The following is a 16,671-nucleotide window of genomic DNA, read 5'->3' as shown; positions in this document are numbered from 1 at the left end:
CAGTGTCATGTGATGAAAGTTTGAAGCAGCTAACGCTATTTATACGTATTGGGTGAAAATTAATCACTTGATGCGTCGCAAATAACACAACTGTGAGGATTTGTGTCACAGTTAAGAAACAGGTAAGAAATACATGGGATCATGCGAAGTGTTGGGTTTATCGCGTGAGAGTCAACAGAGAGTGAGCAGGACATGGCAAACCAAAACGACTGGCTAAATTTCGAACAATTAGCCGATAGCAAACAAATCGATGAGGTAAAACCGCCGTCAATGTATAAAGTTATACTTAACAATGACGACTACACACCGATGGAATTTGTGATTGACGTCCTGCAAAAGTTTTTTTCATATGATATTGAACGTGCAACGCAGTTGATGCTTACTGTGCATTATAAAGGAAAAGCGATTTGCGGTGTTTTTACCGCTGAGGTGGCGGAAACGAAAGTCGCACACGTCAATCGTTATGCACGGGAGAACGAGCATCCACTGTTGTGTACGTTAGAAAAGGCCGGTTAATGGCCACTTAAATGGGGGAGGTGCCTATGCTCAATCAAGAACTGGAACTCAGTCTCAACATGGCGTTCGCCAGAGCGCGCGAGCACCGTCATGAGTTTATGACCGTGGAGCACCTGCTGCTGGCACTGCTCAGTAACCCTGCGGCACGTGAAGCATTGGAGGCCTGCTCTGTCGATCTGGCCGCTTTACGTCAAGAACTCGAAACCTTTATTGAACAAACGACACCCACGCTGCCTAACGGCGAAGCGGAACGTGATACTCAGCCAACGCTGAGTTTTCAACGCGTTTTACAACGTGCTGTTTTCCATGTTCAGTCCTCAGGCCGTAATGAAGTCAGCGGTGCTAACGTACTGGTGGCTATTTTTAGCGAACAAGAGTCTCAGGCTGCATATCTGCTGCGTAAGCACGACGTGAGTCGTTTAGACATTGTGAACTTTATCTCGCACGGCACCCGTAAAGATGAAACGGGGCAGGCGCCTAATGCTGAAAATCCAGCGAGCGAAGAACCCGCCAGCGGTGAAGATCGCATGGAGAATTTCACTACTAACTTAAACCAGCTTGCGCGAGTCGGCGGTATTGATCCGTTAATTGGTCGTGATAAAGAGTTAGAACGTGCTATTCAGGTTTTATGCCGCCGTCGTAAAAACAATCCGCTGTTGGTTGGCGAGTCTGGTGTGGGTAAAACCGCTATTGCTGAAGGACTTGCATGGCGAATTGTGCAGGGTGATGTGCCTGAAGTGATGGCCGATTGCACCTTGTATTCCTTGGATATCGGCTCTTTGCTGGCGGGTACCAAATACCGTGGCGATTTTGAAAAACGCTTTAAGGCGCTGCTCAAACAGCTGGAACAAGACACTGACAGCATTCTATTTATCGATGAGATCCACACCATTATCGGTGCCGGTGCGGCTTCCGGTGGACAGGTGGATGCGGCTAACTTGATTAAACCGCTGTTATCTAGCGGCAAGATCCGAGTCATCGGCTCAACCACTTATCAGGAATTCAGCAATATCTTTGAAAAAGATCGTGCCTTGGCGCGTCGTTTCCAGAAGATCGATATTACTGAACCCACCCCCGATGAGACGGTACAGATCCTTAATGGCCTGAAGCCGAAATATGAAGCTCATCACGATGTGCGCTATACCGCGAAAGCGATTCGTGCTGCGGTTGAGCTGTCGGTGAAATACATCAACGATCGTCATCTGCCAGATAAGGCGATTGACGTGATTGATGAGGCAGGGGCACGTAGCCGCCTGATGCCGGTAAGCAAGCGTAAGAAAACCGTTAACGTGGCTGATATTGAGTCTGTGGTTGCCCGCATCGCGCGTATTCCGGAGAAAACGGTATCCGCTAGCGATCGCGATGTGCTTAAGAGCTTGGGCGATCGTCTGAAGATGTTGGTATTTGGTCAGGATAAGGCGATCAGTGCATTAACTGAAGCGATCAAAATGAGTCGTGCAGGGTTGGGGCAAGATCATAAGCCTGTCGGTTCGTTCTTGTTTGCAGGGCCTACCGGTGTGGGTAAAACCGAGGTTACCGTTCAGTTAGCGAAAGCGCTGGATATCGAACTGCTGCGTTTTGATATGTCCGAATATATGGAACGTCATACCGTTAGCCGTTTGATTGGTGCACCTCCGGGTTATGTTGGTTTTGATCAGGGCGGTTTGCTGACGGATGCGGTCATTAAGCACCCACATGCGGTACTGCTGCTCGACGAAATTGAAAAGGCGCACCCAGATGTCTTCAACCTGCTGTTACAGGTTATGGATAACGGAACGTTAACGGATAACAATGGCCGCAAAGCCGATTTCCGTAACGTCATACTGGTCATGACCACGAACGCGGGCGTGCGTGAAACGCAGCGTAAATCCATTGGTTTTGCGCAGCAAGATAACAGCACTGATGCGATGGAAGAGATCAAAAAGGTGTTTACGCCAGAATTCCGTAACCGTCTGGATAACATCATTTGGTTTAATCATCTCTCCACTGAAATTATTCAGCAGGTGGTGGATAAATTCATCGTTGAATTGCAGGCGCAGTTGGATGCGAAAGGTGTTTCACTGGAAGTTAGCGAAGCAGCGCGTTTGTGGCTGGCAGAAAAAGGGTACGATCATGCCATGGGAGCTCGTCCAATGGTGCGTGTCGTGCAGGAAAATCTGAAAAAACCGCTGGCAAACGAATTGCTGTTTGGTTCGCTGGTTGATGGCGGCTCGGTCACCGTTGATTTAAGCGAAGACAAGCAACAGCTGACTTACGAATTCTGTAGTGCACAGAAACGTAAAGCTGAGGATGCCCTGCATTAATCTAGTCGCAGAGTAGAGCATGAAAGTAAAAGAGCGCCAAAAGGCGCTCTTTTTTATGTCTGAAATTTAAGCTTTCAGCTAACTCTCAGTGATATTTTTCAGCCTCGTCAGACGTTAAACATCACCGGGAGTGTAATTTATGCCGCAGATGCGTCAACGCAGGTGCGCAGGATGAGCCTATCAGCGGCTACGGAAGACAATGCGGCCTTTGCTCAGGTCGTACGGGGTCAGCTCTACAGTGACTTTGTCGCCCGTCAGAATGCGGATGTAGTTTTTACGCATTTTACCGGAGATGTGAGCGGTAACGACGTGTCCGTTTTCTAATTCAACGCGGAACATCGTGTTTGGTAACGTATCGAGTACGGTACCTTGCATTTCAATATTGTCTTCTTTGGCCATCGAATCCTCTAGGTATGAGTACCATATTTTTTAATCGGCAAGATAATGCCGAAAAACCCCGATTATGTAAAGGAGTGTCGGTTGTTCTTCATCCATTACGGGCAATTTTGATGGGGTTTTATCGCAAACTCGCGTGAAATAATAGTTTGGGGTTTCCAGCAGGCGGGGTTAATTACCTTTTTCTGGTCAATCCGTAAGTGGTGTAAATAATCACTGCGCGGGATATTGCGCGCACCTAACGACTCAGTGTGCGCGTTAAGTACCTGACAGTCAATTAATGTTCCACCAAACGACACAAAATGCCCACAAAACGCAATCAGTGCCGTTTTGGAGGCATTTGTTGCGCGGCTGAACATTGACTCTCCGCAAAAGAGAGAGCCCTGCAAAACGCCATACAGGCCGCCTACCAGCCTATCTTCCTGCCAGACCTCAACGGAATGTGCATGGCCAAGCTCATGCAGCTTGACATAGGCTTGCTGCACATCTTCGCCAATCCACGTGCCTTCATCGCGCTGTTCGGCACATTCGCGTATGACTTCGCTGAAGGCTTGATTGATTGTCACGGTAAAACGCTGTCGGCGTAAAAATTTCGCCATGCTACGGCTGATATGCAGTTCATGTGGGAACAGCACCGCCCGCGGATCGGGCGACCACCATAAGATGACGTCTCCTGGTGTAAACCAAGGGAAAATACCCGACTCATAGGCCGCCAGCAAGCGAGCGGGGCGCAAGTCTCCGCCGATAGCGAGCAGCCCGTTGGGTTCACGCAGTGCAAGATCCGTGGGCGGGAATAACGTGGATTGCCGATCCAACTGCATTATGCGCATCAAAATATTCCCGTCATCATAATGAAATACATCGCCTAATCCGTTAACTATAGCTGCAGTTTCGTCGGCTATAGCCGCTGACACAGCTGATAATAGCGGCCTTTTTCTGCCATCAACGCAGTGTGATGGCCCTGTTCGACGATGCGGCCATTCTCCATCACGCACACGCGATCCATTTTGTCTAAGCCCTGCAGTCGATGAGTAATCAGGATCAAGGTTTTATGCTGGCAGTGGTTCATGATCAGCGCTAAGATCTGCTTTTCAGTCTCCGCATCTAAACCTTCAGTGGGCTCATCCAATAGCAGCAGGGGAGAGCGATGCAGCAGCGCACGAGCAATGCCTAAACGACGTTGCTCGCCACCAGACAGCGGGCGTCCACCGTCGCCGAGCCATGCATTTAGCCCAGCATCATCCAATAACTTTCCGAGGCCAACCTGTTCCAGCACGTTCTTCAACTCAGGGTCGGTAGCCGCATCGTTAGCGATTTTTAAATTATCACGTAGTGTCGAACTAAATACGTGCACACGCTGGCTGACGACGCCAGTCACCTGCCGTAGGGTTGCCTCATCAAAGGCCGTCAGCGGGGTGTTATTCAGGCGAATTTCGCCCTGAGAACAGTCCCACGCACGTGTAATCAACTGGAGAAGCGTTGATTTGCCGCAGCCAGTGCGTCCGAGCAGGGCAATTTTTTCACCGGCTTTCACCGTCAGTGAAATGTCGTTCAGCACCGAGACGGGCTGATTCGGATAGTTGAACGTGACGTTATCAACGGTGACGGCAATCTGATCGCTTATTGTTGGCCCAGAAAGTGGGAAGGTCACTTCTGGTTTTTGGTTGATCATCTGCGCCACACGGGTTGCTGATGCGGTAACCTGTCCTAGATGCTGGAAAGCACCCGCAACCGGAGCCAAGGCTTCAAAAGCCGCCAACGAAGAGAAGACAAATAGCGCAATCAGCGCGCCCGGCTGAGCATATTGGCCTACCCCTCCAGCCGCTAACCAAAGCAAAAGCGTGAAGGTTAAACCCGACGCAAGGATCATCAACGCTTGCGCGGCACCGGTCAGCGAGGCCTGTTTTTTCTGCTGTAACTGCCAAGCCTGTTCTTTTGCATCGAGCGCCTGACGGAAACGGTCAGCAGCGCCATAAATAGCTAACTCTGCTTGGCCTGCGACCCAAGTAATCAATAGCGTGCGATAGTCTGCGCGTAATCCGGTTAATGCCATACCAACCGGCTTCCCAGCCTGATAAAAGCCCAACGGTAAGCAAAACAACAGCAGCAGCATGATGCCGCCGAGCGTGAAGGCTAAAGCGGGATCAAACCACGCCAAACCCGCGGTCACCACGATAATGACGACGATGGCGCTAATCAGCGGAGAAATCACCCGCAGATAGAGATGATCGAGCGTATCGACATCGGCGACTAAGCGGTTGAGCAATTCAGCCTGACGGAAACGGGCAATCGCGCCCGGCGACAGCGGCAAAATCTTGCTGAAGGTAAACACACGGAGGTGCGATAGCACGCGGAAGGTCGCATCGTGGCTAACGACTCGTTCGGCATAACGTCCGGCGGTGCGGATGATGGCTGCGCCGCGTACGCCTGCGGCTGGCAGCATGTAGTTAAACGTTAGCAATCCAGCAAGGCCTGCAAGAGCGGAGGCTGCAAGGAACCATCCAGACAGCATCAATAGACCAATACTGGCAAGAAGCGTGACGATCGCCAGAACAACACCTAAGGAAATCAGGAACCAATGGCGGCGATAGAGGGCTAAAAACGGCAAAAGTACGCGCATGGTTAGAGCTCCTTACTGCGTGTGGCGAGCAGATCGGCAAAGGGACCACTGTGTTGGCTCAACTGCGCGTAACTGCCGCGCTGAACCAACTGCCCATTGTCCATGACCCAAATTTGATCGTAGCGACTGACATCATCCAATTGGTGGGTAACCATCAACGTGGTTTGCTGATGCGACGCTTGCTCTAACGCTTGCATGACGAGCTGTTCACTGTGCGCGTCTAGGCTTGCGGTTGGTTCGTCCAGCAGCAGTAAACGGCAGGGACGCAGTAACGCACGCGCTACCGCTACGCGTTGCGCTTGCCCCACGGAGAGTCGCGCCGCTCCTTCACCAATTTCAGTATCAATGCCATGCGCCAGCAAAGGTAAGAATTCGGTGACATAAGCACGCTCAAGAACCGTGTGTAATTGTGCTTCCGTTGCCTGAGGTGCGCCGAGCAATACGTTCGCTCGTAATGTGGATTCAGGTAAGTTTGGATTCTGACCCACCCAGCCAAGCTGTAACCGCCATTGAGACTGCGATAACGAGCGTAGCTCTTTTCCGTCTACCGTCAGCGAGCCGCGATAGGGGAGAAAGCCCAGTAGAACATTGATGAGTGAGCTTTTTCCTGCACCGCTAAATCCAACCAAGGCAATTCGCTGCCCAGCATCAATCGTAAAGGAGAGCGGGCCGGCCAAAATTTTACCTTGCGGAGATAAAATCTCTAGTTCGTTAGCGACAATAGTCACTGGCTGAGTGCCTGCTAAGACATCTTGCCCTTTACCTTGTTGCGGGCTTTCTGCATCTTCCGCTAAAAAAGTGACCAGCGATTCAGCTGCGCCCACGGCTTGCGCTTTAGCATGATAAAACGTGCCCAGATCGCGCAGAGGTTGGAAAAATTCTGGTGCCAAAATTAGCACTAAGAAACCGGCAAACAGCGTAACGCTGGTGCCGTAGCTCCCAAAATTCAGTTCGCCAAGATAGGAGAAACCGAAATAAACCGCTACGACAGCGATAGAGATCGAGGTGAAAAACTCAAGTACCGCAGATGACAAAAATGCCATACGCAATACTTCCATGGTGCGGCTGCGGAAATCTTCGGAGGCGCGGCGGATATTTTCGGTTTCAGCTGCGGCGCGATTAAACAGTCGTAGCGTGTCTAACCCGCGTAGGCGGTCGAGGAAATTACCGCTCAGACGGCCAAGTGCGAGGAAGTTTCTGCGGTTAGCATCGGCGGCTCCCATGCCGACCAACGCCATAAACAGGGGGATCAGTGGCGCGGTGACCAGCAGAATCATGCCTGCCGCCCAGTTGATAGGAAACACGGTAATCAGGATCAGCAGCGGTATCATAGTAGCCAGATACATCTGCGGCAGGTAGCGTGAGTAAAACTCCTGCATATCTTCAATCTGTTCGAGGATTAACGTCGCCCAATGACCAGCCGGTTTGCCCTGTATCCAAGCAGGTCCGAGCTCATCAAGTCGATTGAGTACCAGACTACGGATTTGTACCCGCACTATCTGCCCACATTTAAAGCCAACGCGTTCACGCAGCCAGCTTAACGCGGCACGCAATACGATTGCTCCAATCAGTAAGCTAAAAGGAGCCAGAAGCGTTTGGCGTGGAACCTGCTCAATAATCAGGTCGTGCAGCAGTTTAGCCAGTAGCCACGATTGGGCAACGATGAGCAGGCCTGAGATTAAACCGAGGATCATGGAAATCCTCAGCCAGCGGCGGGCCAGCGAACTACGCTGTTTTAGCCACTGGGTTAGTTCGCGTTGTCGGTTTTTATTCATGTGTTGCGATGATTTCTAAAGCAGATGAAGCGTCGAAAAGAGTGCTAATCCCCGGCCTATTTTTTCTTTACTCACCGGTTCAGGCGTAAGCGCTGATATTACAACGGCCTGCGAGGACTTGAAACCAAAGGAAGGTAAATTCTGTTAACAAGTGTGGGGTAGTTCAGATAACAGGTTAGATAATTAAGGTTAATAGGCGCGATGTTGGCGTCTCCATCCCGTTTTTATCCTAGGCGAGATCGGAGAACGCGGGCTGATAACGTGCAATGAGTTCTTTAAGGAATTCACTTATGGCCCGAATGCGTACGGACGATCTCAAATCCGCGTGGGTCGTTAGCCACAGGTCTTCGGAAAATACCTGATTGTTAGGTATGACCTCGATCATATCGGCGTCATGGGCGACTAAAAATGATGGCAGTAAAGCCAGACCAATCCCCGACTTAGCCGCAGCATATTGCTCTGCAACGCTGCTGGTAATGAGTGCAGGATTGGCATCATAGCCTTGTTTTGCCAGCCAGCTTGCCGTCGGTAAGTGAGAATAAGCACGATCCCAGATGATAAACGCGCGACCAGACGTCGGATCGCTAGAAGGCGCTGGATGTCGCTGCAGATAATCAGCGCTGGCGTATATTGCGGAATTCATTGCGCCAAGCCGCTGCATAATTAAGTTGCCGCTCTGTGGGCGAACTAGACGTATGGCAAGGTCGGCTTCATAGCGTGATAGATCAGCGACGCCAACGCCGGATATGATTTCGAGCCGCAGTTTGGGGTACCGAGAGATAAACTCTGGCAGCGCGGGAATAATCATGTTTACGGCCAAGCTTTCTGGCGTCGCCAGCCTGATCGTGCCTTCGGTGTTGGCATCAAGGTCAGCGAGCCCTATGTGCAGAGCGGTAATACTGTCTTCAACGGCAGAAACCTTACGTAAAACGTCACGGCCTTGATCGGTGAGAAAGTATCCGGTGGCATGTCGTGCAAACAGCGTGGTATTCAAATCTTGTTCCAGTGCGCTGATTCGGCGTGAAACGGTCGATTGGCTAACCTGCAATTCTGCTGCGGAGCCCGTCAAGCTCCCCGTTCGTGCGACACTCAGAAAATAACGTAGGTCATCCCAATTGATGTTTTTCATTTTTGGAAAACTCTTTAGCAATTCTGTCTATAGTTATGCATTTATCGATGAATGATAATCCATCCAGTTTCTGGCAACCAGTGAAGAAACGATACATCAGGATTAATTTCATTCGAGGAGTACGACATATGACCACGCCTTCTAGTACAGCATCAACCACGATGTCATCCCATTTCAGCGTTATACACCGCTATTTTGCCGCGTTTGGTAGCGGAAACATTGATGTTGCACTGGCGTTGATGACGGATGACGTCATTTGGCACATCGACGGTGAGTTGAGTGTTTCTACCGTGGGTATTTTGCGTGGACGTGAACAGGTACGTGGCTGGCTTGAGACGTTTCCCAGCGATTTTAAGCCGCAAGAATTTACCGTTTCTCAGCTGTTTGAATCCGGAGATACCGTATTGGCGTTAGGCCGTTTTCGCCACACGGTGCTAACAACAGGAAATATTATCGGCAGTGATTACGTTATTCGATTTGAGATGCGGGAGGGACTCATCGCACATTATCAGATTTTTGAAGACTCTGCGTTATTAGCTCGGGCATTCGATCCGGCGGATCGCTTTGAACAACAGCGAATTCGCATTAACGGCAATGTGTATGCATACACCGATGTGGGGACAGGTCCGACGATTATTTTTGCTCATGGCTTATTCTTGGATCGAAGTAGTTTTGATCAACAGGTGGCGGTGTTATCGCAAAACTACAGGTGTATTGTTTTAGATATGCCAGGACATGGCGAAAGCGGTGTGTTTCCTCCGCAGTGGACGCTAGATGATATAGCTAACGACATTGCTTTGTTGGTGCAGGTTTTAGCGCTGGGCAAAGTCATTTTGGTGGGTCAAAGCCAAGGTGGAATGATGGGTATCCGACTGGCAGCGCTACACCCTGATGTAGTGAGCCATTTGATTTTGGTAGGAACAAGCGCACGAGCGGAATTCGCAGAGCGCATTACCTACTGGAATCATCTGCTGCACATTGTCTCTCAGGGAGCCGAAACGGAAAGAATGGCGGCATTCGAAGCCGTACAGAAACGACTCTGCCCAGCCCAATGGCTGAGTGACAACCCTGAACTCGCTAAACATGAGATAGATATCATGCTGTCTCACGATCGTGTTGGCATTGCGCACGCTATCGCTGCGGCAACGATTAATCGAACAGATGTTCGTGATTTACTGAAAAAAATTACCATTCCGACATTCGTGGTCTGCGGGGAACAAGATCAGGCGACGCCGCTGATGTTAAGCCAAGAAATGGCAGACTTGATACCGAATGCGGCTCTGCATGTGTTAGCGCATGTGGGGCATCATCCCCAATTGGAAGAGGGTGTCGCTTTGCTCTCGGCTATGGAGCGTTTCTTACACGACAAGGATGAGTATGAGCGAAAAATTTCTGTAAGAACGGGAAGGTGATTTCCCCCTGTCGATCGGAGAACTGAGTGATTAACAGGGAGAAACGGGGTTGGCTAGCGCTTATTGATGGCTGGCAGCCGCTAACCCATCGAGATAGCGTTCAGCATCCAGAGCCGCCATACAGCCGGTACCCGCAGAGGTAATCGCCTGACGATAGATGTGATCCATGACGTCGCCTGCGGCGAATACGCCCGGAATACTGGTTTGGGTCGCATTGCCACCAAGACCCGATTGTACCTTGATATAGCCGTTTTCAAGTGCCAATTGGCCTTCAAAAATAGCGGTATTTGGTTTGTGCCCGATGGCCACGAACAAACCGGTGACGCTAAGCTGTTCGGTTTTATCACTATCAGTGGCTTTAAGACGGAGGCCATTAACGCCCATTGGGTCGCCCAACACTTCATCGAGCGTACGGTTGGTGTGCAGGACGATATTGCCGCTGGCGACTTTGTCCATCATGCGTGCAATCAGAATCTTTTCAGCGCGGAACGTATCGCGACGATGGATCAGATGTACCTTAGATGCGATGTTAGACAGGTAGAGCGCTTCCTCAACGGCGGTGTTACCGCCACCGATAACGGCCACTTCCTGTTGGCGGTAGAAGAAACCGTCACAGGTGGCGCAAGCAGAAACTCCGCGCCCTTTGAATTCTTCTTCGGAAGGTAGCCCCAAATACTGAGCTGAAGCGCCGGTTGCAATGATTAACGCATCACAGGTGTATTCCTGAGAGCCCCCGAATAGGCGGAAAGGGCGCGTCTGCAAGTCGACACGTTCGATGTTGTCCAGAATGATTTCGGTGTTAAATTTGGCGGCATGCTCATGCATGCGCTCCATTAACAGAGGGCCTGTCAGACCTTCTGGATCGCCTGGCCAGTTTTCGACTTCAGTCGTTGTCGTCAATTGACCGCCTTTTTCAACGCCGGTAATCAATACCGGATTAAGGTTGGCGCGTGCGGCGTAGACGGCTGCTGTATATCCCGCAGGGCCGGAGCCCAAGATCAGGAGTTTGCTATGTTTGACTGTGCCCATGAATTCCTCTTTTCCAATTTTACAGGACAATAACTCGATTGTAGGGAAGTTAGCGTCTGAAAAAAAGCGTGCAAAAAAATTGTTATCAATTTGTTTGATAGTAGAAAGCTATCGATTAGCAAAAATCATGACAGCAGATAATTTTTTTTAAACCTATTCCGATAACATTCTTGTCGATAAAGCAGCTTAATAGCGCCCATCAGCGATGCTTATTCGTCTGTTTTGTCTCTTTATTTTTTTCTCTGCTCATAGAGTTTCTTAATAATAGTTGGCATGTTCGTCTGATTTTACTTCTTTTGCTTTGACAATCGCCTGTGCATTTGCGAAAACATGGATGTAGGGAAGAACTTGTCTTTGGTTTTTGTGGTCTGGGGGACGTTTGACAGAATTTTTGTCTGTTTAAGCGTGGCAAATAGCTCACACTGGCTAAAACAGCGTTTCTTCTCATGTAACAAGAAATATTGAGTAGTAGGCAAAAATAACTGTAGTGCTGAAATTGGCTTCAATGAGTGGCGTTAGGGAACGTAGCGAAGGGAGACCCTGCTGCGAACATCTGAATAGGATGTGGCCTCGATATGCAGTGATTTGGAATCAGAGAAAAGCAATTATGCGAGCCCTCGCATGCGAACTGAGTGCAATCGGCGAAAACAGAAAGAAGCTGGATGGCTCGTTTATGCCAGCTTTATCCGGGCTGTTTTCGTGAATATTAACAATGGGAATTGTTGATTGACAGCAGGCATGGGTTTTCGTTTGGGACAAATCCTTAACAAAATGAACTTGTTAAGGGGATGGCGAGCAGGGAAGGATATAAGAGAGACAATAAGATGGCAGACAATAAAAAGCGCCCTGGTAAAGATCTCGACCGTATCGACCGTAACATCCTGAATGAGTTGCAAAAGGATGGACGAATTTCGAACGTTGAGCTTTCTAAGCGAGTTGGTTTATCCCCAACTCCATGTTTAGAACGTGTACGTCGCCTTGAAAGACAAGGTTTTATTCAAGGTTACACTGCACTGTTGAACCCGCACTATCTGGATGCGTCCTTACTGGTATTTGTTGAAATTACCTTGAACCGAGGAGCCCCAGATGTGTTTGAACAGTTCAATACCGCTGTTCAGAAACTGGAAGAAATTCAGGAGTGTCATCTGGTTTCAGGTGATTTCGACTATCTGTTGAAAACACGTGTGCCTGACATGTCCGCTTATCGTAAGTTGCTTGGCGAAACGCTGCTGCGCCTACCGGGCGTAAATGACACCCGTACCTACGTGGTTATGGAAGAAGTCAAACAGAGCAATCGCTTGGTTATCAAAACGCGATAACGGTAGCAGGTGCAAAACCTGAGTAATTTGGTTACACTCCTGTGTATCTATACAGTTTCAGCGCCGAGGGTATAGTCTCTCGGCGTTGTTATTCGTACGAGTCTTTGTTAAATACAAAATTACGTGGCAATGCGTTGTTCTAAAGCGGCAATAGGCAATAATAGTGCTATGGTGAAAAACAGGAACCTGGAGAGCCTTTCTTGAGCCAGGAATACACAGAAGAGAAGGACGTTACTCTCAAACGAATGAGCAGTGGACGTCGGCTATACGAAGCGTTACTCATTGTAGTAGCGTTGTTTTCTATTTATCTCATGGTTTCGTTGCTGAGCTTTGACCCCTCGGATCCGAGCTGGTCGCAAACGGCATGGCACGAACCTATCAATAATATTGGCGGCGGGGCAGGTGCATGGCTAGCTGATACTCTATTCTTTGTTTTCGGAGTGATGGGATACGCCATTCCTCCTGTCATGCTCGCTCTATGTTGGTTTGCTTACCGCAAACGCGACGATAGCGGCTATGTCGACTATTTTGCGATATCCCTGAAACTCATCGGCATGTTGGCGCTGGTTTTAGCGTCCTGCGGTTTAACCTCATTAAACGTTGATGATATCTACCATTTTGCCTCCGGCGGTCTTATTGGGAGTCTGCTGGAGAACGGCGTGAATCCTCTCATGGGCAGCGTGGGGGGAACATTGCTGCTGTTAGGGGTATGGGCCGTTGGGCTGACTCTGTTTACCGGCTGGTCATGGCTGACCATCGCGGAGAAAATCGGTGGGGTCTTGCTCGGAGGCTTAACCTTCATGAGTAATCGCTCGCGTCGCGATCGCGATGATGATTACGATTACGAGGACGACGCTCGTGAAGTTGTGCTGGATAAACACGCATCGTCGGTAGGGCAGGAGACAGATGATGTTCTGCTTCGGGCTGCTGATGAGGATGAAGACGATATCTTGCTGGCCAAGCCAACAAGAACCGCACCAGAGTTGCCAAGTGTCGATGAGGACGAAAACGATCCTCTTCTGGGTAAATTACGTCCGCTGCATGAGGCGGAAATGTCTCTGGATGAATCCGCACAGCCTGCTGTCAGCCATGAATTAAAACCGGCGGCGGCTGTTTCTGCCGTTGGCGCCGCGGTGGCTTCGGCTCAGCCAGTTGCTTCTGCAGCGACTCAGCCCATGGCCTTTAGCGCCTCAGAGCCTGAGCCGGTGGCAGAAATTAAGCCTAGTATGCCTCCGCTATACTCTTTCGAGATGCCGGAAGATCGCCCAACGAATGTGTCACATACGCCAACTCGTCCAGCACGTTCTGCATGGGATGATGAGGGGCCGCGTTTGGGGAGTTTGGAACCAGAGACGCCTTCTACACCATCGTCTGCACCGGGTATGAATTTCAGTGCATCACATTTCGATCGTGATGAACTGCCTAAAACGCCATATATCAATCCGGGGTTATCCTCCAATAGTATGCCGTTTGGCGCCGCTTCACGGGATGATACTGTTCCGACTACGGTGTCTACAGCCGCTGCTGCCGGTGCTCTATTCATGCCTGCGTTTAGCGCGACGGAAGACAGCAGCCTGCAGGTGAAACAAGGGAATGGTCCAGAACTGCCGCGACCAAATCCGGTACGGATCCCTACTCGCCGTGAATTAGCCTCTCTTGGGATTAAGCTTCCTTCGCAGCGTATGGCGGAAGAGCAAGCTAAGAAAGAAGCTGAGGCTCAGCGTCTGAGAGCCCAGCAGAGTCCGCAGCAGTCGCTAGAGCAAAATTTAGAACAAAATAATGTTGAGCCGGTTGATGATGAAGCACTGAGAGAGCAAACGGCGCTGCGTCAGGCGTTTGCGGAGCAGCAGCAACAGCGCTATGGCGAACAACAATATGAGCATCAGGCTGAAGATGAGCAGGCGGCTGAAATGGCGCGTCTGCAAAGCGAGTTTTCTTCCCAGCAGCAACAGCGTTATCAGCAGCAGACTGATGCAACGGATGATAATTCTTATGCATTAAGCGGTGTCACTGCTTCCCGTAATGACCTGATGGACTTCTCGCCTGCGAAAGCGTTAAGCGAAGCGGCAGCAAGTAATAATGCGTTTGGATTTACGCCTGTGGCTGATTTGGTGGATGATGGTCCTTCGGAGCCTTTGTTCACGATTACCCCTGAGCAGGAAGAAACGGCCGCACGTGACAGCGATGCCTATGATGTGCCATTTGGCCGTTACGATGAGCCAGTGCAACCATCACAGCCTCAGTCCTATCAACAGCCCGCGGCGTCGCAGTATTCGCAGCAGCCTGCACCCGTTCAACCGAATGTTTATCAGCAGCCACCTGCGGCGCCGGTTACGCCACCGCCAAGCATTCAACAACCGAACGCTCAACAGCCAGTGGCGCAGCAATCGACAGGACAGCATCCGGCCATGGATGGTTTAATTCATCCATTCCTGATGCGCGGTCATGAGCAGCCGTTGGAAAAACCGACGACGCCTTTACCGACGCTGGACCTGCTGACTGAACCTCCGGCCAACTCTGAACCTGTAGATATGTTCGCGCTGGAGCAGGTGGGGAATCTGGTGGAGTCGCGTTTAGCGGACTATCGTGTCAAAGCCGAGGTTGTTGGGATCTCTCCAGGCCCAGTTATCACCCGCTTCGAGTTGGATCTTGCGCCAGGTGTAAAAGCAGCGCGTATCTCTAACCTGTCGCGAGATCTGGCGCGTTCGCTCTCTGCGGTTGCGGTACGTGTGGTTGAGGTCATTCCGGGTAAACCTTATGTCGGTTTGGAATTGCCGAATAAACATCGTCAAACTGTGTACCTGCGTGAAGTGTTGGATTGCTCCAAGTTCCGCGAAAGCCCTTCTCCGTTGACTATTGTCTTGGGGAAAGATATTGCTGGGCAGCCCGTCATCGCCGACTTGGCTAAAATGCCGCATTTGTTGGTGGCAGGTACTACGGGGTCCGGTAAGTCGGTGGGCGTGAACGCCATGATCCTCAGCATGCTGTATAAGGCGACGCCGGATGAAGTGCGCTTCATCATGATCGACCCGAAAATGCTGGAGCTTTCTGTCTACGAAGGTATTCCACATCTGTTGACCGAAGTGGTCACAGATATGAAAGATGCCGCTAATGCATTGCGTTGGTGTGTCGGTGAGATGGAGCGTCGTTATAAGCTGATGTCTGCGCTGGGTGTACGTAACCTTGCGGGTTATAACGAGCGCGTTGAACAGGCGATTGCGATGGGACGTCCAATTCCAGATCCGTTCTGGAAACCGGGCGACAGCATGGACATGACGCCACCAGTACTGGAGAAACTGCCTTATATTGTGGTGCTGGTGGACGAGTTCGCCGACCTGATGATGGCCGTTGGTAAGAAAGTGGAAGAACTGATCGCCCGTTTGGCTCAGAAAGCGCGTGCGGCAGGTATTCACTTGGTGCTGGCGACCCAGCGTCCGTCGGTGGATGTTATTACCGGTTTGATCAAAGCAAACATTCCGACACGTATCGCCTTTACGGTTTCTAGCAAGATCGACTCCCGAACGATCCTCGATCAGGGGGGCGCAGAATCGCTGCTGGGGATGGGGGATATGCTGTATATGCCGCCTAACTCTTCAATGCCGGTTCGCGTGCACGGTGCATTCGTCCGCGATGAAGAGGTTCATGCCGTCGTACAGGACTGGAAAGCGCGTGGTCGTCCGCAATATATCGACAGTATCTTGAGCTCGTCTGAAGATGGGGAAGGCGGCTTAGGATTAGATAGTGATGAAGAGCTGGATCCGCTATTCGATCAGGCCGTTGCCTTTGTTGTTGATAAACGTCGTGCTTCGATTTCCGGTGTTCAGCGACAATTCCGTATTGGTTATAACCGTGCGGCTCGTATTGTTGAACAGATGGAAGCTCAGGGCATTGTGAGCTCGCCGGGAAATAACGGTAACCGTGAAGTGCTGGCTCCGCCATCGCATGATATGTAATTCATATTATTGATGACGTGTAGCTTACGGGCGGTGATTTCACCGCCCGTTTTATTTCAGACAGTTGCTGAATAAATCACGACGCGTCTAGCAGAGCAAAGATGTGTAAATCACCGTCATTCAGAATGTTACCGATGATAACCCCATGTCTATTCGCTAAAGTTAGCGTATTATATTGGGTAATATAAAGCGTGGTGCAGCGGCGTAATCACCGTTGAC

11 protein-coding genes are annotated in these 16,671 nt (G+C 50.4%); 5 read left to right on the top strand and 6 right to left on the bottom strand.

From position 1 onward, the window contains the following. Positions 1-192 precede the first annotated feature (192 nt). Complete coding sequence (gene clpS / locus M988_RS12655; RefSeq protein ID WP_004095820.1) at positions 193-516, top strand: ATP-dependent Clp protease adapter ClpS; 324 nt, start codon at positions 193-195, stop codon at positions 514-516. A gap of 26 nt (positions 517-542) precedes the next feature. Next, complete coding sequence (gene clpA, locus M988_RS12650) at positions 543-2,819, top strand: ATP-dependent Clp protease ATP-binding subunit ClpA (protein WP_008812983.1); 2,277 nt, start codon at positions 543-545, stop codon at positions 2,817-2,819. 180 nt (positions 2,820-2,999) lie between these two features. On the opposite strand, the gene infA is transcribed toward clpA, so the two are convergent. The 5 genes from infA to M988_RS12625 form a co-directional block, all read right to left on the bottom strand. Then, positions 3,000-3,218, bottom strand: coding sequence for a translation initiation factor IF-1 (infA, locus tag M988_RS12645; RefSeq protein ID WP_002211347.1), 219 nt, complete (start codon positions 3,216-3,218; stop codon positions 3,000-3,002). A 95-nt stretch (positions 3,219-3,313) separates the two neighbouring features. Next, complete coding sequence (gene aat / locus M988_RS12640) at positions 3,314-4,045, bottom strand: leucyl/phenylalanyl-tRNA--protein transferase (protein ID WP_008812984.1); 732 nt, start codon at positions 4,043-4,045, stop codon at positions 3,314-3,316. A 68-nt stretch (positions 4,046-4,113) separates the two neighbouring features. Continuing rightward, positions 4,114-5,835: a heme ABC transporter ATP-binding protein/permease CydC gene (cydC, locus tag M988_RS12635; RefSeq protein WP_008812985.1), complete on the bottom strand. Its 1,722-nt coding sequence runs from the start codon at positions 5,833-5,835 to the stop codon at positions 4,114-4,116. 2 nt (positions 5,836-5,837) lie between these two features. After that, on the bottom strand, positions 5,838-7,610 hold the full coding sequence (cydD, locus tag M988_RS12630) for a heme ABC transporter permease/ATP-binding protein CydD (protein ID WP_064574416.1): 1,773 nt from the start codon (positions 7,608-7,610) through the stop codon (positions 5,838-5,840). Between the two features lie 229 nt (positions 7,611-7,839). Continuing rightward, positions 7,840-8,739 carry a LysR family transcriptional regulator gene (locus M988_RS12625; RefSeq protein ID WP_064574414.1) on the bottom strand — a complete coding sequence of 300 codons (900 nt, stop codon included), beginning with the start codon at positions 8,737-8,739 and terminating at the stop codon, positions 7,840-7,842. A gap of 128 nt (positions 8,740-8,867) precedes the next feature. Between M988_RS12625 and M988_RS12620 the strand changes: the two genes are divergently transcribed. Continuing rightward, a complete protein-coding gene (locus M988_RS12620) occupies positions 8,868-10,151 on the top strand; it encodes an alpha/beta fold hydrolase (protein WP_064574412.1) in 1,284 nt (427 codons plus the stop codon). A gap of 60 nt (positions 10,152-10,211) precedes the next feature. On the opposite strand, the gene trxB is transcribed toward M988_RS12620, so the two are convergent. Then, positions 10,212-11,180 carry a thioredoxin-disulfide reductase gene (gene trxB, locus M988_RS12615; RefSeq protein ID WP_004095805.1) on the bottom strand — a complete coding sequence of 323 codons (969 nt, stop codon included), beginning with the start codon at positions 11,178-11,180 and terminating at the stop codon, positions 10,212-10,214. Positions 11,181-12,004: 824 nt separating this feature from the next. On the opposite strand from trxB, the gene lrp reads away from it, so the two are divergent. Beyond that, complete coding sequence (lrp, locus tag M988_RS12610) at positions 12,005-12,499, top strand: leucine-responsive transcriptional regulator Lrp (protein WP_008812989.1); 495 nt, start codon at positions 12,005-12,007, stop codon at positions 12,497-12,499. A 200-nt stretch (positions 12,500-12,699) separates the two neighbouring features. Next, positions 12,700-16,452 (top strand): DNA translocase FtsK 4TM domain-containing protein, encoded by a 3,753-nt coding sequence (locus tag M988_RS12605; RefSeq protein ID WP_064574410.1) that lies wholly within the window; start codon positions 12,700-12,702, stop codon positions 16,450-16,452. Positions 16,453-16,671 lie beyond the last annotated feature (219 nt).

Source organism: Hafnia paralvei ATCC 29927 (assembly GCF_001655005.1).
Lineage (GTDB): Bacteria > Pseudomonadota > Gammaproteobacteria > Enterobacterales > Enterobacteriaceae > Hafnia > Hafnia paralvei.
The sequence above is the reverse complement of the archived record's forward strand: the minus strand, read 5'-3'. Positions and strand labels throughout refer to the sequence as shown.

Bases quoted from the DNA above. Each gene is read 5' to 3' on its own strand.
- infA (WP_002211347.1), bottom strand. From the start codon at position 3,218: ATGGCCAAAGAAGACAATATTGAAATGCAAGGTACCGTACTCGATACG.
- clpS (WP_004095820.1), top strand. From the start codon at position 193: ATGGCAAACCAAAACGACTGGCTAAATTTCGAACAATTAGCCGATAGC.
- M988_RS12625 (WP_064574414.1), bottom strand. From the start codon at position 8,739: ATGAAAAACATCAATTGGGATGACCTACGTTATTTTCTGAGTGTCGCA.
- M988_RS12620 (WP_064574412.1), top strand. From the start codon at position 8,868: ATGACCACGCCTTCTAGTACAGCATCAACCACGATGTCATCCCATTTC.
- lrp (WP_008812989.1), top strand. From the start codon at position 12,005: ATGGCAGACAATAAAAAGCGCCCTGGTAAAGATCTCGACCGTATCGAC.
- aat (WP_008812984.1), bottom strand. From the start codon at position 4,045: ATGCGCATAATGCAGTTGGATCGGCAATCCACGTTATTCCCGCCCACG.
- cydC (WP_008812985.1), bottom strand. From the start codon at position 5,835: ATGCGCGTACTTTTGCCGTTTTTAGCCCTCTATCGCCGCCATTGGTTC.
- clpA (WP_008812983.1), top strand. From the start codon at position 543: ATGCTCAATCAAGAACTGGAACTCAGTCTCAACATGGCGTTCGCCAGA.
- trxB (WP_004095805.1), bottom strand. From the start codon at position 11,180: ATGGGCACAGTCAAACATAGCAAACTCCTGATCTTGGGCTCCGGCCCT.
- cydD (WP_064574416.1), bottom strand. From the start codon at position 7,610: ATGAATAAAAACCGACAACGCGAACTAACCCAGTGGCTAAAACAGCGT.